Below are 16,399 nucleotides of genomic sequence, written 5' to 3'. Positions count from 1 at the left end.
GCCGCGGTCGACCCCCCCAACTTCGACAGCTGCGCTGTAACGGGTTGTTCGCACACCTCGCGCGTTAGGCACGTGCCGGCAGAATTCCGATCCTTCGCCTCCCGGGTCCGACGATGGAAGTCACCGCCACGCTGCTGCAACCGATTGCCGAGGCCTCGCCCTGCGGCGAGGACCTGTCGTTCAGCGACGAGTTCGACTTGATCGCCGAGCTGCGCCGCGAAGACGACGCGAGCCTGCCGCTGGGAGAGTGGAAGGAGAAGGGCAAGGAGCCGAAGGTCGCCGACTGGGCCGGCGTCGAGACCTTGTGCGCACAGCTGCTGCGCACACGCAGCAAGGACTTGCGGCTGGCCGGCTGGCTGGCCGATGCCTGGGCGCAGCGGCGCGGGCTGGCCGGGCTGGCCGACGGCCTGGCGCTGTGCACCGGCCTGATCGAGCAGCACTGGGACGAACTGCATCCGCGCAGCGAGGACGGCGACCGCGAGCAGCGCATCGGCAGCCTGAGCTGGCTATTGACACGCAGCGTGCCGCTGGTGCGGCTGGCGCGTGAAGCGCCTGCCGTGCCGCTGCGGCGGGCCGATGCGGCGGCCGCGCTGCAGGCGCTGACGGTGCTGCAGCAGGCGGTCGATGGTCGCCTCGGCGACGACGGCCCGAGCTTCGTCGGCGTGCGTGATGCGTTGAAGGCGCTGCTGGCGGATCTGCCGGCCGAAGTGGATTTCAATGCGCCGGACGGTGCCGTCGTCGGCATCCCCGGCAACGGCGTGTCGCACGCCGGTTCGGCGCTTGCCGGGGGGCCGTTGCAGACGCGCGCGCAGGCGCTGCAGCAGTTGCGTCAGGTCGCAGACTTCTTCCGGCGCACCGAGCCGCACAGCCCCGTCGCCTACCTCGCCGAAAAGGCCGCGCGCTGGGGTTCCACCGACCTGCACGGCTGGCTGCGCACCGTCGTCAAGGACGGCGCGTCGCTCGCCCACCTCGAAGAGCTGCTCGGCATCGAGCCGCCGAAAACGCCCGGCTGAATCACCGAGCGTTTTGCATGTTATGCCAGCAACCGGAACTCGATGCGCCGGTTGCGCGCGCGCCCCTCGGGCGTCGTGTTGTCGGCCAGCGGCCGGTCGGGCCCGAGCCCCGAGCTCACCAGCGCCGCGGCCGGGATGCCGCGCTGCACGAGATACGCCTTGACGCTTTCGGCGCGCGCGGCCGACAGCAGCAGGTTGGTGCCGCGCCCGCCCGCGGCGTCGGTGTGGCCGACGATCTCGAAGCGCCGCCCCTGCAGCTGGCGCAGCACCGGCAGCAGGTCGTCGAGCACGCGCTGGCCGTCGGGCGTCAGCGTGGCGTTGCCGGTGTGGAACTCGATGATGCGGTTGGCGATCGCCGCGTCGAGCTGCTGCTGGCCGCTGGCGCCGATGCGCAGGCTGTCGCGCAGGCTGTAGGTGGGATTGTCCAGGCGCGCTGTCAGGCCCTTGATCAGCAGGCCTTGAGTCTGCGCGCTGTCGACCGCGCCGGCCAGCTCGATCATGTTGCCCTCGATGCGCAACTGGCCCTGCGAAACGCGCTTCAGCTCCGGCGTCAGCAGCTTCTGCACCTGCTCGCTCCACTTCGGCGGCGCGGCCAGCGCCGCCACGCCGAGTTGGTCGACCACCCGCTCGGCGCCGTAGAGCTCGCGCACGCGGGCGACGATCGCCGCGCGCGTCGCTTCATCCGGCACGCTGCCGGAGACCACCACCTTCGGCGCCGCTGCCGCAGGCGCGGCAGGCGGCGCCGTCTGCGCGGCGGCGGCGATCGTCGCGACGGCGGCCGCGGCGGCCACGATGCGGCGCAGGCAACACACTGCCATCGTCATTCCCCCAGGAAAGCTTCGTTGAAGGTCGCGCGCGCCTGCGCCAGCGACAAAGGCGGCTGCTGCAGGTAGCTGCCGAGCTTGCGCAGCGCGTAGTCGGCTTCGGCCGACTCGTCGACCCACAGCGGGGCGAGCAGGTCGACGAACTGCTCGCGTGCCGCGGCCTGGTCCAGCGCCGCATGCAGCAGCGAAGGCGCATCGCCCGAGAAGCCGACCGCCAGGCTCGGCGCATGGCCGTTGATCGTGCGCGGCAGAAAGAGACCGATCTCGAAGTCGCCGCGCGCGAGGAACTTCGCGACCAGGTCCAGCCACCAGGTGGCGGCATAGGCCTGCGTCGCCGGATCGACCGGCAGCGGCAGCCGCAGGCCTTTCTCGAGCCGGTGCGCGCCGCTGGCCGGCACCGGCTGCAGCAGCAGCCCGAGCGCCAGCAAGGCGCGCCGAAGGTCGACCGCGGGCTCGGCGGCGGCGAGCAGCGATTGCAGCGAGCCGACGGTCTGCAGCTCGAGGAAGTCGCGGTAGCCGGCTTCGAAGGCCAGCGGGTCGGTCTCGATCTCGACGCGCCACTGGTTCAGCTGGTTCAGCAGCGGCACCGCGTCCGCTGCGGCATGCGCGGCTTCGGCACGCTGAGCAAGCTCCAGCCACAGCCGCGCCAGCGCCATCGGCGCGCGCTGCATGAAGGCCAGCGGCGCATCGACTTCGAGCTTGCCGACGACGACGAACGGAAAGCGCCGGCCCGAGGCATCGGTGCTGGCCAGCAGATGGCCCGCCACCAGCGCGCGGCTGCGCACGCCGAGGAAGGCGAAGCTGCAGGCGCCCGCCTGGTCGTAGACCTCCTTCCAGCGCGGGTCGCGGGCCATCAGCTCGAGCGCCTGCGTCAACCACTGGTCGAGGCGGCGCGTCAGGCCGTCGCCGTCGACGTTGCGCAGGAAATCGCCGCGCGAGGGCAGCTTGCCGAAATAGATCAGCTCGACCGGTGCGGCGCGGCTCATGTCGCCCCCTTGGCGCTGCGCGCCGTCCCCCCGAGGGGGAGCGAGCGCCTTCGGAACGGCCGGGCGGCGCTCATTGCATTGCCTTCGTGCCACGGCCGGGACCGGACGCCGCCAGCGCCACCGGCATTGCCGCCGGCATCGCTTCATCGCCACCGGCGATCGTCGCCGGCAGCTTCAGTGCGCGCAGGCCCCCGCCGGCGGCCGGTGTCGCCGCGGCCGCGGCGGGCGCGCCGGGCTGGCTGATGACGCGCAAATGCAGCGTCACCGAGAGTGACCCCTGCGCCCAGCTGAGCTCGTTCGCGCCATCGGCGAGCTTGCGCCGCTGGGCGGTCTCGAACATGCGCTGCAGGCCGAAGCGGCCGGGCACGTTCAGCAGCTCGATCGTGCGGCCCTCGACCGTCACGCCGGTGATGCGCGCGCCCGGCGTGCCGGCGGCATTCGGCCAGACGAAGGGCGTCCAGACGGCAGCGCCATTGCGGTAGCGCAGCACCTGGCCGTCGATCTCGACGCTGTATTCGCTCAAGCCGGGCGCACCCTGCGGCAGGATCTGGAAGCTGGTCTGCGCCGCCGCGGGCGATGCGGCGGCGGCCGGCGCCGCGCCGCCGGCGGCGCCATCGAGCGGCGCGACCCAGTGCGCGAACTGCGTGCCGAATTCGGGCTTCAGCCGCACGCCCATGTCGAGCCAGGTGCGCGCGACGATGCTGTCGCCGCGCCGCAGCACCAGCGGCCCGAGCGACTCGTCGGCGAACTTCGCCACCGCGCCGCCCGGGCCGAACAGCTTGGCAATCTCCTGCGGCACCGCCTCGACCTTCGATTGCGCATCGAACGGGTACTTGCCGGCCAGCGTGCGCTGGAAGGGCTCGTGCACCTGCGCGGCCCAGGCGCGATTGAGCTCGGTCTCGGCGGGGGTCAGCAGCACCGCGAAGCCCTGCATCAGCGGGCGCAGCAGCAGCGGCCGCAGCGATCCGCGTGCCGTCTCGGTCATGCCGGCGAGCATCTGCTCCTCGACCAGCCGCACCGCACCGACGAATTCCGAGCTGCCGCCTTCGAGCGTCGTCGCCATCAGCTTGCGCGCGGCCGGGCCGGGGTCGCCCTGCGTGCCGATCTCGTTGAAGCGCGTGCGCAGGGCGCCGAGCGCCTTCAGGTAGTCGCCGAGCAGCGAGGCCTGGCCGTCGCGCGGCGCCATCAGCTTGTGCAGCGCGGCGAACTCGCGGCCGATCGGCCCCATCGGGATCGCGCCGTTGCCCCCGGTGACGTCGACCTTGACCTCGACCCGCGACGGCGCCATGCGCAGGATGCTCTGCTTGAACCACTCGATGAAGCCGCGCTGCAACTGGCCGGCGCGTTCGTTGATCACGCTCGGGTTGTCCCACGAGGTCTGGTCGTTCAGGGTCGTCAGCACCTGCTTGATCGGCGAGCTGGCCGGATCGCCGAGCCGATTCATCTGCTGCACCGCGACGGCGAAGCTGGGGAACTCGGCGATCGCGATGCCTTGCAGGAAGCGCTGCCATTCGCGCACGTACTCGGTCTTGTACAGCTCGGTCAGCGACTTGCGGATCTGGTCCGGGCTGCCTTCGAGCGTCAGGTCGTCGCGCGCCGCCGTCTGCAGCACCCAGTCGGTGCTCTGCAGCTCGCCGTTGGCGGCGTCCTTGAAGGCCTTCTCGATGTAGCCGTCCCAGGCTTCGCGGGTGAAGGTGCCGGGCACGACGACGCTGCCGGCGATCACGTTGCGGCCGGGCTCGCCGACGATGTTGGCGACGGTGATCTGCGCGAAGCGCGTCGATGCGCGCGCCTTGACCTCGGCGTAGACGCGCTCGCGCGCCGGCATGCCGCGCATCACGCGGCGGAGGTTGGCGCGCGTCACGTCGACCAGCGCGAAGTTGTTGTCCAGCGTCGGGAAGGCGGGATCCTGCAGCTGCGCCATCGCGAAGCCGATCACGTTCTCGGCGCGGCGCTTGAAGACCTCGGGCGGCTGGTTGCCACGCTGCCGTTCGAGCCAGCCACGCCAGAAGCGCGCGATCTGGTCCTTCAGGTGCCCCGGTTCCATGCGCTGGCGCTCGGCCAGCATCAGGTACGTTTTCAGCGCGTTGTAGGCGTCTTCGACGTCGGTGGGCGAGGCGTCTGCGTAACGCGACGTTGCAGCGGCCACCGCGGGCGCTGCAGCGGCGGCGACCGGTGCCGCCGCTGCGAACGCGGCCGGCACCGCGCGGGCACCGGACTCGGGCGGGCGCGTCAGCGGCTGCAATTGGTCGGCATGGGCGTTGACCTCGCCCAAGTAACCCTCGATCGCCCTGGCCACCGGCTGCAGCAGCACCTGGCGCAGGCCGGCGTAGTACTCCTGGCGCAACTTGCGCTCGATCGCCTCGCCCTGGTAGAGGCCGAGCCCCAACCCGAACGGCCGCTTGTCCTGCCAGCCGGCGAGCTGCTCGATGCGGTACTGCAGCAGCTCCAGCGCCTCGAGCCGCGCGGCGAGGTCGACGCGCCCGTCCTGCAGCCGCGCGGCCTGCGCGAGGTCGGCCTGCACGTCCTGCAGCAGCTGGCGGTTGCCGAGCCAGGTCCAGCTCCAGCCGGTGAGCGCCAGCGCCAGCACGCCGACGGCCGCGGCGAAGGTCAGCATCCGCGCGCGCTGCTTGCTGCGGCTGGCGTACTGCCGCACCAGGTGCTTGTCGGCAAAGATCACGCGCTGGAACAGATCCTTCAGGAAGAAGCCGTTGGCGGCGACGACACGAGCGGTCGTGCGCTCGCGCCGCGCACCGAGCGCGAAGCGGCGCGCCACCTCTTCGCTGGCGCGGCTGCTGGCCGAGCCCTCCTGCACCGCGCTGGTGAAATAGAAGCCGCGGAACACCGGGCGGAACTGGTACGGGTTGTCCTCGAACAGCGTCGCGACGAAGGCGCGCAGCGCCGGCTTCGCGGCATCGAACTCGAGCGGGAAGGTCAGCAACCCCGTCGGCAGCGCCTGGCCGCGCTGCAGCGACATGCGCGCCAGCGCGATCTCCTTCAGCCCGTCGCGCAGCTCGTCGAAGTGGCGGTCGAAGGCGGCGACGGCATCGATGCGGCGCTCGCCGCCGCCGTCTTTCGCCGCGCCGCTGTCGGGCGCGAAGGGCAGCGTCGCGCCCCACACGCGGTCGCGCTCGGCGCGGTCGAAGTCCTCGAAGAACTCGGCGAAGCCGGCGATCAGGTCGGCCTTGGTGAACACCAGGTACAGCGGCGCGAAGACCTCGAGCTTCTCGGTCAGCTCCTGCACGCGCTGGCGCAGCCGCTTGGCGAGCTGGATCGCCTGCTCGGGCTTGCCCTGCGTCAGCTCGGCGACGCTGACGGCGACCAGCACGCCGTTGATCGGCGCCATCGGCCGGTGCTTCTTCAGCAGGCCCAGGAAGCCGAGCCATTCGGCGCGGTCCTCCTCGTGCACCGAGTAGCGGCCGGCGGTGTCGAGCAGGATGCCTTCGCTGGTCATGAACCAGTCGCAGTTGCGCGTGCCGCCGATGCCTTGCACGACCGCCGATTCGAGCCGCGTGCCGTCGGCGGCGAGCGGGAAATTGAGCCCCGACTTGATCACCGCGCTGCTCTTGCCGGCCGCCGGGTTGCCGATCACGATGTACCAGGGCAGCTCGTACAGCGCGGCCGCGCCGCTCAGCTGACCGAGGCGCGAGGTGCGGATCGTCTTCACCGCCGTCAGCAGCCGGTCGCGCAGCGCCTCGGCGGGCTTGCGGTCCTCGGCGCGGATCGTCAGCGTGGCCTGCTCGGCATCGTCCTCGATCGCTTCCTGCAAGCGCTTGGCGGCGCGGTTCGCGCGCACGCGGCGCACGCTCCAGATCACCAGCGCGACCAGCAGCGCGACGCCAAGCGCCAGGCCGGCGTAGATCAACGCGACTTCGAGCTCGCGCGCGCCGAGGAACAGGAACGCCGCCAGCGCCGACAGGCCGAGCACGGCCAGCACGCGGGGATCGAACAACAGGGACCAGAAACGGTTCATCGGGGAGGGGGTATCAGGAGGCCGCCGGCGCGCGCGCCAGCAGCGCAAAGCGCCAATGCGTGTCGCCGAGCGACAGCGCGAGACAGGGCTGCCGCTCGGTGCGCGCCTGCGCGGCCGCCGCGGCGATGACCATCAACGGCGTCGCGCCGCCATGGCCGGCGACGCTGCCGGTCATCGCCAGGTGCTCGGCGGGGTCGAGCTGCGGCAGCAGCTTCAAGGTGGCGCCGAACAGCTCGGTGCCGCGCTGCGAATGGCGGTCGGCATCGCACACCAGCTGCGTCAGCTCCGTGGGCGGCAGCTTGGCCAACGTGAGCGCGCCGCCGAGCACGTCGATCAGTGTCTGACTCGACACGCTGCCGGCCGCTTCGATCGACTTGTCGCGGCGCAGCGCCGCCGCGCGGTGCAGCTGCAGCGGCGGCTCGTCGCCCTCGGCCGCGGCCGGCCAGTCGTGCGGCGCCAGCAGCAGCGCCGCGGCGCTCTCGGCGGGCATCAGGCCTTTCGGATGGCTGGCCGCGTTGAAAAGGCGACGCTGATGCTCCAGCGCGGCAATGGCCTCGTCGCTCAAGTCGCTGTGCGCGGCAGCGACCAGCAAGGGCGCGGCCGGCGCCTGCGGATCGCGACGCTGCAAGCGGCGCTCGATGTCCAGCCACAGCTCGGCGCCGCCGAGCGTGGTGCTCTCGATGCGCAACTGCGACGGCTCGATCGGGCCGGCGTGGCACTGTTCGCGCGCCCAGGTGTCGGCGAGCGCGCGCTCGGCGTCGGTCCAGGCGGCGGGCCAGGCCAGCAGCACCTGCAGGCGCGGCCAGTTGGCGGTGGCGGCCGGCTCGGTGGGCAGGCCGGAGGCGGCGATGTCGAGGTCGGCATCCGGATCGGCGAAGCGGTTGCGCCACGGGGCGATCGCCTGCAAGGCCGCGGCCAGCGGATCGTGCAGCGCGGCGAGCGCGCGCTGCAGGTGCTCGGGCGGCGCCGCGTCGTCGGCGTGCGTCGGCAGCGATTCCTTCAGCTCGTCGAGCGGCAGCTGGGCGATGCGCAGGCTCATCACCGGCAGCCCGTCGGCATTGCGCAGCTGCGGATCGAGCAACGGCAGCGGCTGGTTCGCCTGAGCCGCCTTCACCAGGTCGGCCGGCGCTTCGGCGGCCGCGCAGCGCAGGTGGGCGGCCAGCAGCTGCAGCGGCGGCGGCGTCTCGTTCGCGGCGTTGCCGGTCGCGGGCGCCGCGGCCGCACCGGTCGCGGCGGACGTTGCGCCCGCCGCCGCGCCCACCGGTGCCCGCACGGCCGCCGAGCGCCAGGCCCAGCGCAGCAACAGCAGCAGCACGAAGACCACCAGCGGCAACAGCAGCAGGTAGCGCAGCAGCTCGTCGCCGCTGGGGGCATGGCCGCTGGTGCGCCAGTGCCAGGCCACGCTCAGCCAGGCCAGGCAGCAGACGGCCACCAGCATCGCGGTGTGCTTCAGGATCTTCGTCATCGTCTGGCGGGCAAGGGCGATGGGGGCACGGTGGCAAGTCAGAGGTGATCGATGGTCGGCTGCTGCGAATGGAAGATGCGCGCGCCGCAGGCGGTGACATCACCATCGCGCGCCACCGGCTTGCCGTCGACGATGCAGGTGCTGTCACCCGAGGCGATGAAGTTCACGCCGTGGCCGGGCACCGGGCAGACCACCTTGTCGCCCATGCGCGCGATCGGGATGCCGTGGGTGTCGGTCGACGGCGCGCCTTCGATGACGAAGCCGCCGTGGCTGTGGCGGTCACCGAGGATGATGACGGGGCGGGACATGGTGGTTTGCTCCGTGAGGTCTGTTCGGGTTCGATCGAGCTCAGCGTGCGGGGCCGGCGGCCTGCCGCTGCACGCCGGGCCGGCGCAGCTCGACGTGGCCGTAGTCGAGCAGGCTGCGCCAGCGGCCGCCCCATTGCAGGCCCAGCGACTCGGCCAGCGCGCCGTAATGCTCGTAGCCGCGTTTGGCCCAGGGATCGGCCTCGGAGATCACGATGCGGCCATCGCGCAGGAAGGCGACATCGGCCGCCAGGCCGTGCTGGTGATAGCTCTCGAAGGGCGCAGCCTGCGTCACCGCCGGCCCGAGCGCGGCCAGCGCCGCCTGGCGCTCGGGGCTGCGGTACCCCTCGAGCAGCACCGCGTCGTAGCCGTGCTGCTCCTTCAGCTGCTTGAACACCAGCAGCAGGCGCTGGCGGAAATCGGCGTCCAGCAGCTCCCATTGCCGGCTCGCGCTGCCGAGCAGCGGCCTGGCAACGGCCAGCTCGCCGGCGGTGAACAGCTCCGGCGGCAGCGGCGGCGGCGCCACCAGCTGCTCGCCCTGCAGCAGCGCGGCGATGCGTTCGTCGACCGCCCGCGCCGCCGTGTGGTCGTAGCCGTCGAAACGGTGCGCGGTGCGCAGCAGCAGCGCGCCGGCGGGCAGCAGCAGCAGCACCGCCAGCGCAGCGGCGATCGGCCAGCGCTGGCGCAGCAGCGTGCGCAGCACCGCAGCGCCTCGGCGCCATGCGCCGGCCTGGACCTGCGTCACGGCCGCCCCGCCGGCACCGAGCCAGCGCTGCGTCGCGGCATGGCCCCGACCGGCGGCGCCCAGCATCCACGCTTGCGCGCGCACGCGCACCGGCGGCAGCAGCCAGACGGCGAGCAGGACAGTCGCGGCGAGGAAGTACAGGACGATTCCGAGCAGCATGCGTGGCGCCCATCGACTCCGGCTGCGTCGAGCCATCCGGTAACCGATGGACGTGGTTTTCAGGTGATATCCGCGTCTAGAATCCGCGCCCAACTCGGGCGCGTGGCCCCCGTGGCAACCCGCCGACTGCAGTGAAAGGCGACGCCTTGTCCCATACCGACCCGACCCCGCCCCACTCCGCACCGCGGCCCAGCCTGTTGCCCGCGGCCGGTCACGGATTGGAGCCGATGCCAGCACGCCGAATGCTCGACGGATTAGGGGGGCGCACGCCCGATCCCCGCGATCGGGGGCCTTGGGCGTGGTGGTTCGGATCGGCCGCATTGCTGCTCGTGGCCCTCGGAGCGTGGCAGCTGGCGCCGCTGTCGATCCCCAGGCCGCTCGAGCTAGTTCGCAAGTTACACGGCCATACAAACGATACGATTGCTGTCGCGGCAGCGCCGACGGCGGTGGTCGAGCCAGCGGCGCCAACGGCCCCGCTGGCCGATGATGCGGCGCCGAGCGTCGAGCGCGCGGCGCCGGCAATGGTCGCGCTGGCGCCGACGGCGGCACAACCGGCGGCAGCACCCGTGCCGGCGCCGAACGCTCAGAAGACGGCACCCGTGCCGACAGTGCGTGAGCCGATGCGCGCGCCGGTCCGCATGGCAGCGGCACCGAAAGCAGCGCCGACCGCGGCCGCACCGAAGGTCGCGCCGCCGACGCCGATCACCGACACCGCGGCGCGCCGCAGCGCCAGCGGCAGCGCAGCGCCCGAAACGCGCGACCGCGATGCCGAGCTGGTCGCGGCGCTGATGGCGCATGTCGCGCCGCGCGGCGGAACGGCGGCGGCTTCACGCAGTGACAAGGCCGCGCCGCCGTCGGGGCCCGCACCCGTGCGCACCGTCACTGGCGCCGAAGCGCCGCTCGAACCCGGGCTGCGCGCGCGGCTCGACCAGCGCGTGCAGCGCTGCAAGCAGCTCAACGGACGCGACGCGGTGGTCGCCTGCCGGCGCCGCGTCTGCGAACAGCATTGGGGGCGGGTGGCGGCGTGTCCGGTGAAGCTGATGCCGGCGCCGGCGGTCGTGCACGCGGGCGCGGCGAATCGTGCGGCGGCGATGCCGTAATGGGTGGGTCTCGGCGACTTGCTACGAGGGCTTCAACGTCTTGATTTTCGATGTTCGCGAAGCCATCGTCGTCGCGGCGAACTGACGCAGCACAGTCACTATCAGGTGGCTGATCGTGGCCCGTCGCGCCGAGGCGATGCGTCGATCACGCGTCGGCGCCGCTTCACGATGACGACCGGAGCAGCCATCGCGGCGATCGGTTGCGCCGGCGGGACTGTCTCGGCATCTGCGCGCCTGTGCAGGGCGGCGTGGCGCCGGGCGAACTTGCCGCCGCCCGACGTCTTGCGCAGCGCGCGCAGGATTGGATGGCGGCTCAACTCCGTTTCGTGGGCACCGTTGACCAGCACAAACTGGCCATCCTCGCGCAGGCCCAGCGCCCCGATCTGCGCCTGTTGCTGCGCCGTGCCCAGGAACTCGATGTGCGGGGCCGCGGTGGCGAAGCGTTGCCAGGATGGACCGAGCTGAATCTGCCAGGTGCTCATCGTCGCCGCGGCAGCATGCCTGCCTGCTCAAGCTCCGAAAGCGCGCTTTGCCAACGCAGCTCTATCAAGGATCTCCCGCGGCGTCACTTGAGCCAGAAGGTCAAGGTGAACATGGATGTTCCGCCGCGCCAGGTGATCCAGTTCTTGCTTACCACCGAGCGCCAGCATCGGTTCAAACGCAAAGACTTCGTCAGCCGCCAGAGAACCGAGTTTGGCTACCGCTCGATCGAACAGCCGACGCTGCTGCTTGTCCTTGATGTCCAGACTCTCGGGAGCCGTTCCGCTGAAGAACCATCGAAGCGACCGGTCGGCTTCACCTGTGGCGATGTCTGCCCTGGAGCCGCTCTTCTGAAGGATCCAGCCGGTCGAGCTCACGATCTGGTAGCGAAAGCCGCTCTGCGTACCCCACAAGAGCAACTCACCGAAGCCGCTGCGCGCGATGACGTGGAAGGCATCTTCTTCGGCGATGCTCGTGTCGCCGATCCAAGCCTCCAACGCGGACTCGTAATCTTCGGGATTCGTGATCCACAAGAGTCCGCCCTTGAATCCGCAGAATCCAAGCTCCTGCCAATACCGAAGCAACTGGTCCGGCAACCTGCCTCGATACCGCTCCACCGTCGTCGAGGTGACGGGTTGAGCAGCCATGGGAGGGCCGAATTTGCTCAGGAAATACTCAAAATCTTCGTCCACTTCTCGCCTCGACTTCTAATGCGGACAGCGCTCGAGCGTGACATTCATCTTGGCATCTGGGCCGTGCTGAGCCATTGCTTCCTGCGCCGCCTTGTCCATTTCTGCCAATCGATTGCCCTTCGACCATTGTGAACCGATGGAGGAGTTGACTTGCGAGCTGCCCAACGGCAACGGTTTCGAGCCGGATCCGCCGGGGTCACTTCCCCCAGCGACCATGTCGGGTTCATGCAGCGCTGCAAGTGACTCCATGATTTCGCTGGCCCTCTCCTTTGCGCGCCTCTCTGCTTCGGCGGGCCCCATTCCCGCACGCCGGTTCGACTCGTTGATCGACCGCTGGATATCGTCGAACAACCTATCGCGGGCCAGTTCCTGGGCCTCGCCCGTGCCGGCGCGCTTCACCTGGGCATACCGGGCCCGATTGTCCAGGTACTCCTTGACGGTCAACTTGTTGAGGCCGGCTTCCTGCCCCTTCAGCTGCTCGTAGAACTCCTTCTCGAGCTTTCGAGGATCGCCCTTCCAGTTCTTGCGCAGGTCGTCACCCGGCTTGAAGCACTTGGGCCTGTGGGGACCCATTCTTGTCGGTTTTCGAGGTGGCGGCCCCTTCGGCGGCTGCACCTCATCCTGCGTATGCAGGTTGGGCTTGTCCCCGGGTGTTGCGTCGTAGTTCCCAGCCTGCTTCTTTTTGGTCTTCAGCATCTCGTCGACGCGCGCCTTGATGCGCTGCGCGACCTCGGACAACACGCCGGCGATCTTGTCGACGATCAGCTTGAACAGATCGGCCAGTTGCTGCAGCTTGGCCTGGATGGCGCCGATCGCGTACTTCGCGGCCGCGGCGGCCTTGGCCTGGGCACTGGCGAAGGCCCGCCTGGCGTAGGCCGCAGCCTCCTGCGCGGCCTTCTGCCAATCGAACTTGCGCAGCCAGTCGATCGGCGCGCGCGCCCAGGGGCAGCCGGCCTTCAGGCGCTGAAAGTTGCGCTCGATCCACTCCATCTGCTTGAGCAGATCGAGCAGCACGGTGCCCTTCTTGATCGCCACCTTGGCCACCGTCTTGATCGCGCTGCCGAACTCCGGCACGAAGCCGATGCAGGTCAGGCCGAGCGCGATCCAGTTCTCGTTGTCCTTGCGCGCCTCCTCGTCGCTCAAGGTGATGCAGTTGGCGATGACGTCGCGCACGTCGCAGGCCTGGTCGACGAGCGGGATCAGGCTGATGATGCCGCCGACGATCACCTGCCCGGTCGTCGGGTTCTTGTTGAAGTCGCCCTGCAGCGCGCCCCACAGCCACTTCGCGCCCTGCACCGTGGCCTCGGCCTGGTGCACGTTGCTGACGGCTTGGTTGTACTGCCCCTGGCCGACGTAGAAGAGCAGCTTCTCCCACCACGGCATGCCCGGCGGCGGCTTGCTCAGGTCGTAGTCGAGCCGGCGCGGTGTCGGCGGCTCGCCGATGTGCTGGCTCAGGCTGACGCCGGCGTCCCAGAACGACTGCTGCGCCGGCTCGGGCAGCCTGGCGATGTTTTGCCAGAAGGTGGTCGCGTCGCTCATCGCGGGTCAGTCCATCCAGCCGAAGAGCGGATTGGCTTCGTCCTGGCCGAGCGGTCCCTTGCGCGCGTCCTCGCCGTAGTGCACCCTCGCCGCGCCGGGCGGCACGTCCATCAGCAGGGCCTTGCCGGAGGCGTCGAGCACGCCCTTGCGGCGGCTGCCGTCGGCGAATTCGACGTCGTAGGGCGCGCCCTGCACCGGCACCTCGTCGCTGTGCAGGTAGTGCAGCGCCAGGTCGAGCGGCTGGGTTTGGACGTCCTGCGGCGTCGGCAGCCGCTTGAAGCCGTGCGGCACGTTCCCCCCCGGCGAGTTGAAGACCTTCTGGCTCGCCTTGAACAGCACCGAGCCCGGGCCGGTGCACGAGATGGCGCCGTTCTCCATGCGGATCGCCGCGCCGGCGGCCCACAGCAGCACGTGCTTGGGCGCCGCGATCGTGACCTTGCCGGTGACCGAGGCCAGGTGCACACCTTTGTCGGCGGCGATCTTCGTTGCGCCGGTCTGGCTTTGCGTCTGCACGTTGCCCGAGGCCGCATGCAGGGCGATGCCGGTTTCCTGGTTCGGCTTCGTCGCGTTCTGCGCCTTGCCGTGGGTGTAGAGGATCAAGGCGTCCTTGACCGCAGTGGCATGGTTGGCCTGGGCGATGGCCTGGATGTCCTGGGCCGCGGCGAAGGTGACGGTGGCCGCGGCTGTCAGCAGCGTGCTGGCCGGCGTGAATGCGCCGATGCCGGCCGGCGCGGCGAACACGAGGTCGGGGCGGCTCCAGGCGGGCACGGTGCCGGCGCCACCGCCGATGGTCGCCTCGTCGCCCTCGGCACCGCCGCGCGTCTCGGTCGTCTCCAGGCTGTCGAGCGATGCATGCATGCCCTGCTCGGCAGGCAGCTGCTTCGCCTTGTCGGGCCTCTCGCCTGGTTTGGCGCCGAGGATGTCCGGCTCCTTCGGTGCCTTGGCGTTGTGCTGCTGCGCGCTCTCGGCCAAGGTGTGGATCAGCTGCTGGCCCGATTGAATCAGCGCGATCGGCTCGCGCACGTCGACCTGCTTGCCGGCCTGCTCGCTGTTCGGCCGCCGGTGCGCGCTGAGCAGCATGCCCGCGCCGGCGCGCACGGCGCCCCAGGCGGCGGTGGCCAGGTCAGCGCCGTGGCCGCGCTGCTGCAGGCGCCGGTTGTCGACCTGGTGCCGCAGGTGGCCGAGCTGCAGCCGCGTCTGCGCGCTGCTGCTGTAGAGCTCGATGCGGCCCTCGCCCGCCGAGTCGTCGAAGACGAGCTGGTTGTGGCCGCCGAAGCCGCCTTGGCTGGTCGACAGCTCCTGGCTCTTGTAGCCGGCATGCACCTGCGTGTGCTGGTGCGCCTGCAACTTGTCCTCGGCGCGTTCGCCCGGGAACCACGGTGGCGCCGAGCCGGCGGCACCGGCAGCGCCGGAGGGCAGCTGGTTGCCCTGTGCATCCATCTGCCCCTGCCCGTTGTAGACGACGCCGACGATCACCGGCCGGTCGACATCGCCGCCGGTGAAGGCCACCACCACTTCCTGGCCCAGCCGCGGCGTGAAGTTGCTGCCCCAGTTGACGCCGGCCACGCTCTCGGCCACGCGCAGCCAGGTGCCCGAGGCATCGGAGGCCGGCGCGTTGTCGGCGCCGCTGGGGCTCAGCAGGCGATGACTGGCATTGCCGCCGCGTTGCCAATGGAACTGGACCTTGATGCGGTGGTCGCGGTCGGTGTGCACGGGCGCGCCTGAGCCCACGACCAGCGCGGTCTGCACGCCGGTGATCAGCGGCCGCGGGTGCAGGCGCGGATCGGGCAGGCCGCGCTCGTCGAGCGCGGCGATGCGCAGCGGCAAGCGCGCGGGCTGCGCCGTCAGCGTGCACTCGTAGATCGGCTCGTCGGTCGCGTTCGCCGGGGCCGCGTGCTGCTGCGTGCTGTCGCGCTGCAGCGCATCGAGTATCCCGAGGCCGGCTTTCGCATCGGCCGCCAGGTTGTTGCGCGCGCGGTGCGTGACACCGGTGATGACGAACTGATCACGCGCGCCATCACTGCCGTCGTGCACCGGATGGTCGGTCAGCGTGAAACGCGTCGCCGGCGCGGCCGTGCGCCACGAGCCGCGCGCGACCACCTGCTCGCGCAATCCGTCGATCGCCTCCATCTGCACGCGTGCCAGGCGTTCGCCCTGCGCGCCGTCTTCGTAGGCGTACAGCCCCGGCACGTCGTGCAGGCCGAGCTCGGCGAGCCCGCTCGAGCCCGCCTCGACACCATCGCGCGCCTGGTCGCGCAGGTTCAGCGTGCGGTAGTCGCGGCTGGCCAAGGTCAGCGCGGCGGTGTGCACGCGGCGGCGCCGCTGCCAGCGCACGAGGCTGTCCTCGGGCAAGACCGTGCCGCTCTGCGTGTAGCGCACGCGCGGCTGCGCATTCGCGGCCAGCGCGCCGTTGTGGTCGGCGATCACCAGCGTGTGGGTGCCAAGCGCCGGGTGGGCTGCATCGCCTTGGTGCTCCCACCAGCAGAAGAGGCCCTCCTCGCGCAGCAGGCGCTGCACGAAGTGGAGGTCGGTCTCCTGGTACTGGATGCACAGCGAGCGCTGCGGGTAGACCGCGGCATCGGCCAGGTCCCAGCGCCACGCCGGCGCCAGCTGGCCTTGGCGCCCGTAGTCGGCGAAGACCTGCTCGACGATCTCCATCACGCTCACGCCCTGGAACACCCAGCTGTCGCGCCTGGCCCCCAGGAAAGCGAGCCACGGCTCGATCACCAGCCGATAACGCGCAAAGCCGCCGTCGCTGCCCATCAGGCTGGCTTCGGTGACATGGCCGTGCCACGGGCGCAGCGCGGTGCGGCTGGCCTGCGTCAGCAGCTCCAGCAGCACCGGCTGGCCGAGCAGGCGCTTCAGCTCCAGGCGCGTATCGCTGGCCAGCGCGTCGATCTGCAGCTTGAGCCCCGCCGCTGCGGTGTCGCCCGGGCCGGGGCCGATCTGCTCGTCGATGCGCACACGCTCGGCCAGCAGCACGTCGGGCCCCAACGGCGTGTGCAGCCGCAGCAGCCGGTGCTGCTGGCGATGCGGGCCGAGCGTTCCGCTCAAGTGCGGAAACAGCGCGGCGAGTGCATCGGAGGCTGGGTCGAGCAGGTCCATCGCGGCGGATCAG

12 protein-coding genes are annotated in these 16,399 nt (G+C 70.9%); 2 read left to right on the top strand and 10 right to left on the bottom strand.

All coding sequences use genetic code 11. The annotated features are described in order from the left end of the window. Positions 1-113 precede the first annotated feature (113 nt). Positions 114-1,013 (top strand): type VI secretion system protein TssA, encoded by a 900-nt coding sequence (tssA, locus tag HLB44_RS20845; RefSeq protein ID WP_173126356.1) that lies wholly within the window; start codon positions 114-116, stop codon positions 1,011-1,013. Positions 1,014-1,033: 20 nt separating this feature from the next. Here the strand turns inward: tssA and HLB44_RS20840 are convergent, their stop codons facing one another. The 6 genes from HLB44_RS20840 to HLB44_RS20815 form a co-directional block, all read right to left on the bottom strand. After that, positions 1,034-1,831, bottom strand: coding sequence for an OmpA family protein (locus HLB44_RS20840; RefSeq protein WP_173126353.1), 798 nt, complete (start codon positions 1,829-1,831; stop codon positions 1,034-1,036). A 2-nt stretch (positions 1,832-1,833) separates the two neighbouring features. Then, positions 1,834-2,823 (bottom strand): type VI secretion system-associated protein TagF, encoded by a 990-nt coding sequence (tagF, locus tag HLB44_RS20835; RefSeq protein WP_173126350.1) that lies wholly within the window; start codon positions 2,821-2,823, stop codon positions 1,834-1,836. 70 nt (positions 2,824-2,893) lie between these two features. Next, the gene (tssM, locus tag HLB44_RS20830; protein WP_173126347.1) at positions 2,894-6,796 is read right to left on the bottom strand and encodes a type VI secretion system membrane subunit TssM; all 3,903 of its coding nucleotides are present in this window, start codon (positions 6,794-6,796) and stop codon (positions 2,894-2,896) included. A 13-nt stretch (positions 6,797-6,809) separates the two neighbouring features. After that, positions 6,810-8,261, bottom strand: a complete 1,452-nt coding sequence (locus HLB44_RS20825; RefSeq protein WP_173126344.1) for a hypothetical protein — start codon at positions 8,259-8,261, stop codon at positions 6,810-6,812. A 38-nt stretch (positions 8,262-8,299) separates the two neighbouring features. Further along, positions 8,300-8,569: a PAAR domain-containing protein gene (locus HLB44_RS20820; protein ID WP_173126341.1), complete on the bottom strand. Its 270-nt coding sequence runs from the start codon at positions 8,567-8,569 to the stop codon at positions 8,300-8,302. 40 nt (positions 8,570-8,609) lie between these two features. Continuing rightward, a complete protein-coding gene (locus tag HLB44_RS20815; protein ID WP_173126338.1) occupies positions 8,610-9,470 on the bottom strand; it encodes a M15 family metallopeptidase in 861 nt (286 codons plus the stop codon). Between the two features lie 446 nt (positions 9,471-9,916). On the opposite strand from HLB44_RS20815, the gene HLB44_RS20810 reads away from it, so the two are divergent. Beyond that, a complete protein-coding gene (locus HLB44_RS20810; protein WP_173126335.1) occupies positions 9,917-10,570 on the top strand; it encodes a hypothetical protein in 654 nt (217 codons plus the stop codon). A 101-nt stretch (positions 10,571-10,671) separates the two neighbouring features. Here the strand turns inward: HLB44_RS20810 and HLB44_RS20805 are convergent, their stop codons facing one another. From HLB44_RS20805 to HLB44_RS20790, 4 genes are all read right to left on the bottom strand, one after another. Then, complete coding sequence (locus tag HLB44_RS20805; RefSeq protein WP_173126332.1) at positions 10,672-11,052, bottom strand: hypothetical protein; 381 nt, start codon at positions 11,050-11,052, stop codon at positions 10,672-10,674. 27 nt (positions 11,053-11,079) lie between these two features. Beyond that, positions 11,080-11,742, bottom strand: a complete 663-nt coding sequence (locus tag HLB44_RS38215) for a GAD-like domain-containing protein (protein WP_173126329.1) — start codon at positions 11,740-11,742, stop codon at positions 11,080-11,082. 15 nt (positions 11,743-11,757) lie between these two features. After that, entirely contained in the window at positions 11,758-13,125 is a 1,368-nt protein-coding gene (locus HLB44_RS20795; RefSeq protein WP_173126326.1) for a polymorphic toxin type 15 domain-containing protein, read from the bottom strand. 162 nt (positions 13,126-13,287) lie between these two features. Next, on the bottom strand, positions 13,288-16,386 hold the full coding sequence (locus tag HLB44_RS20790) for a type VI secretion system Vgr family protein (RefSeq protein ID WP_173126323.1): 3,099 nt from the start codon (positions 16,384-16,386) through the stop codon (positions 13,288-13,290). Positions 16,387-16,399: the final 13 nt, after the last annotated feature.

The sequence above is a fragment of the Pseudaquabacterium terrae genome (assembly GCF_013266755.1).
Lineage (GTDB): Bacteria > Pseudomonadota > Gammaproteobacteria > Burkholderiales > Burkholderiaceae_C > Pseudaquabacterium > Pseudaquabacterium terrae.
This window is presented reverse-complemented; position numbering and strand designations above follow the sequence as displayed.

Coding starts and splice junctions, on each gene's coding strand:
- tagF (WP_173126350.1), bottom strand. CDS start 2,823: ATGAGCCGCGCCGCACCGGTCGAGCTGATCTATTTCGGCAAGCTGCCC.
- HLB44_RS20820 (WP_173126341.1), bottom strand. CDS start 8,569: ATGTCCCGCCCCGTCATCATCCTCGGTGACCGCCACAGCCACGGCGGC.
- HLB44_RS20795 (WP_173126326.1), bottom strand. CDS start 13,125: ATGCCGTGGTGGGAGAAGCTGCTCTTCTACGTCGGCCAGGGGCAGTAC.
- HLB44_RS20825 (WP_173126344.1), bottom strand. CDS start 8,261: ATGACGAAGATCCTGAAGCACACCGCGATGCTGGTGGCCGTCTGCTGC.
- tssM (WP_173126347.1), bottom strand. CDS start 6,796: ATGAACCGTTTCTGGTCCCTGTTGTTCGATCCCCGCGTGCTGGCCGTG.
- HLB44_RS20790 (WP_173126323.1), bottom strand. CDS start 16,386: ATGGACCTGCTCGACCCAGCCTCCGATGCACTCGCCGCGCTGTTTCCG.
- HLB44_RS20815 (WP_173126338.1), bottom strand. CDS start 9,470: ATGCTGCTCGGAATCGTCCTGTACTTCCTCGCCGCGACTGTCCTGCTC.
- tssA (WP_173126356.1), top strand. CDS start 114: ATGGAAGTCACCGCCACGCTGCTGCAACCGATTGCCGAGGCCTCGCCC.
- HLB44_RS20805 (WP_173126332.1), bottom strand. CDS start 11,052: ATGAGCACCTGGCAGATTCAGCTCGGTCCATCCTGGCAACGCTTCGCC.
- HLB44_RS20840 (WP_173126353.1), bottom strand. CDS start 1,831: ATGGCAGTGTGTTGCCTGCGCCGCATCGTGGCCGCCGCGGCCGCCGTC.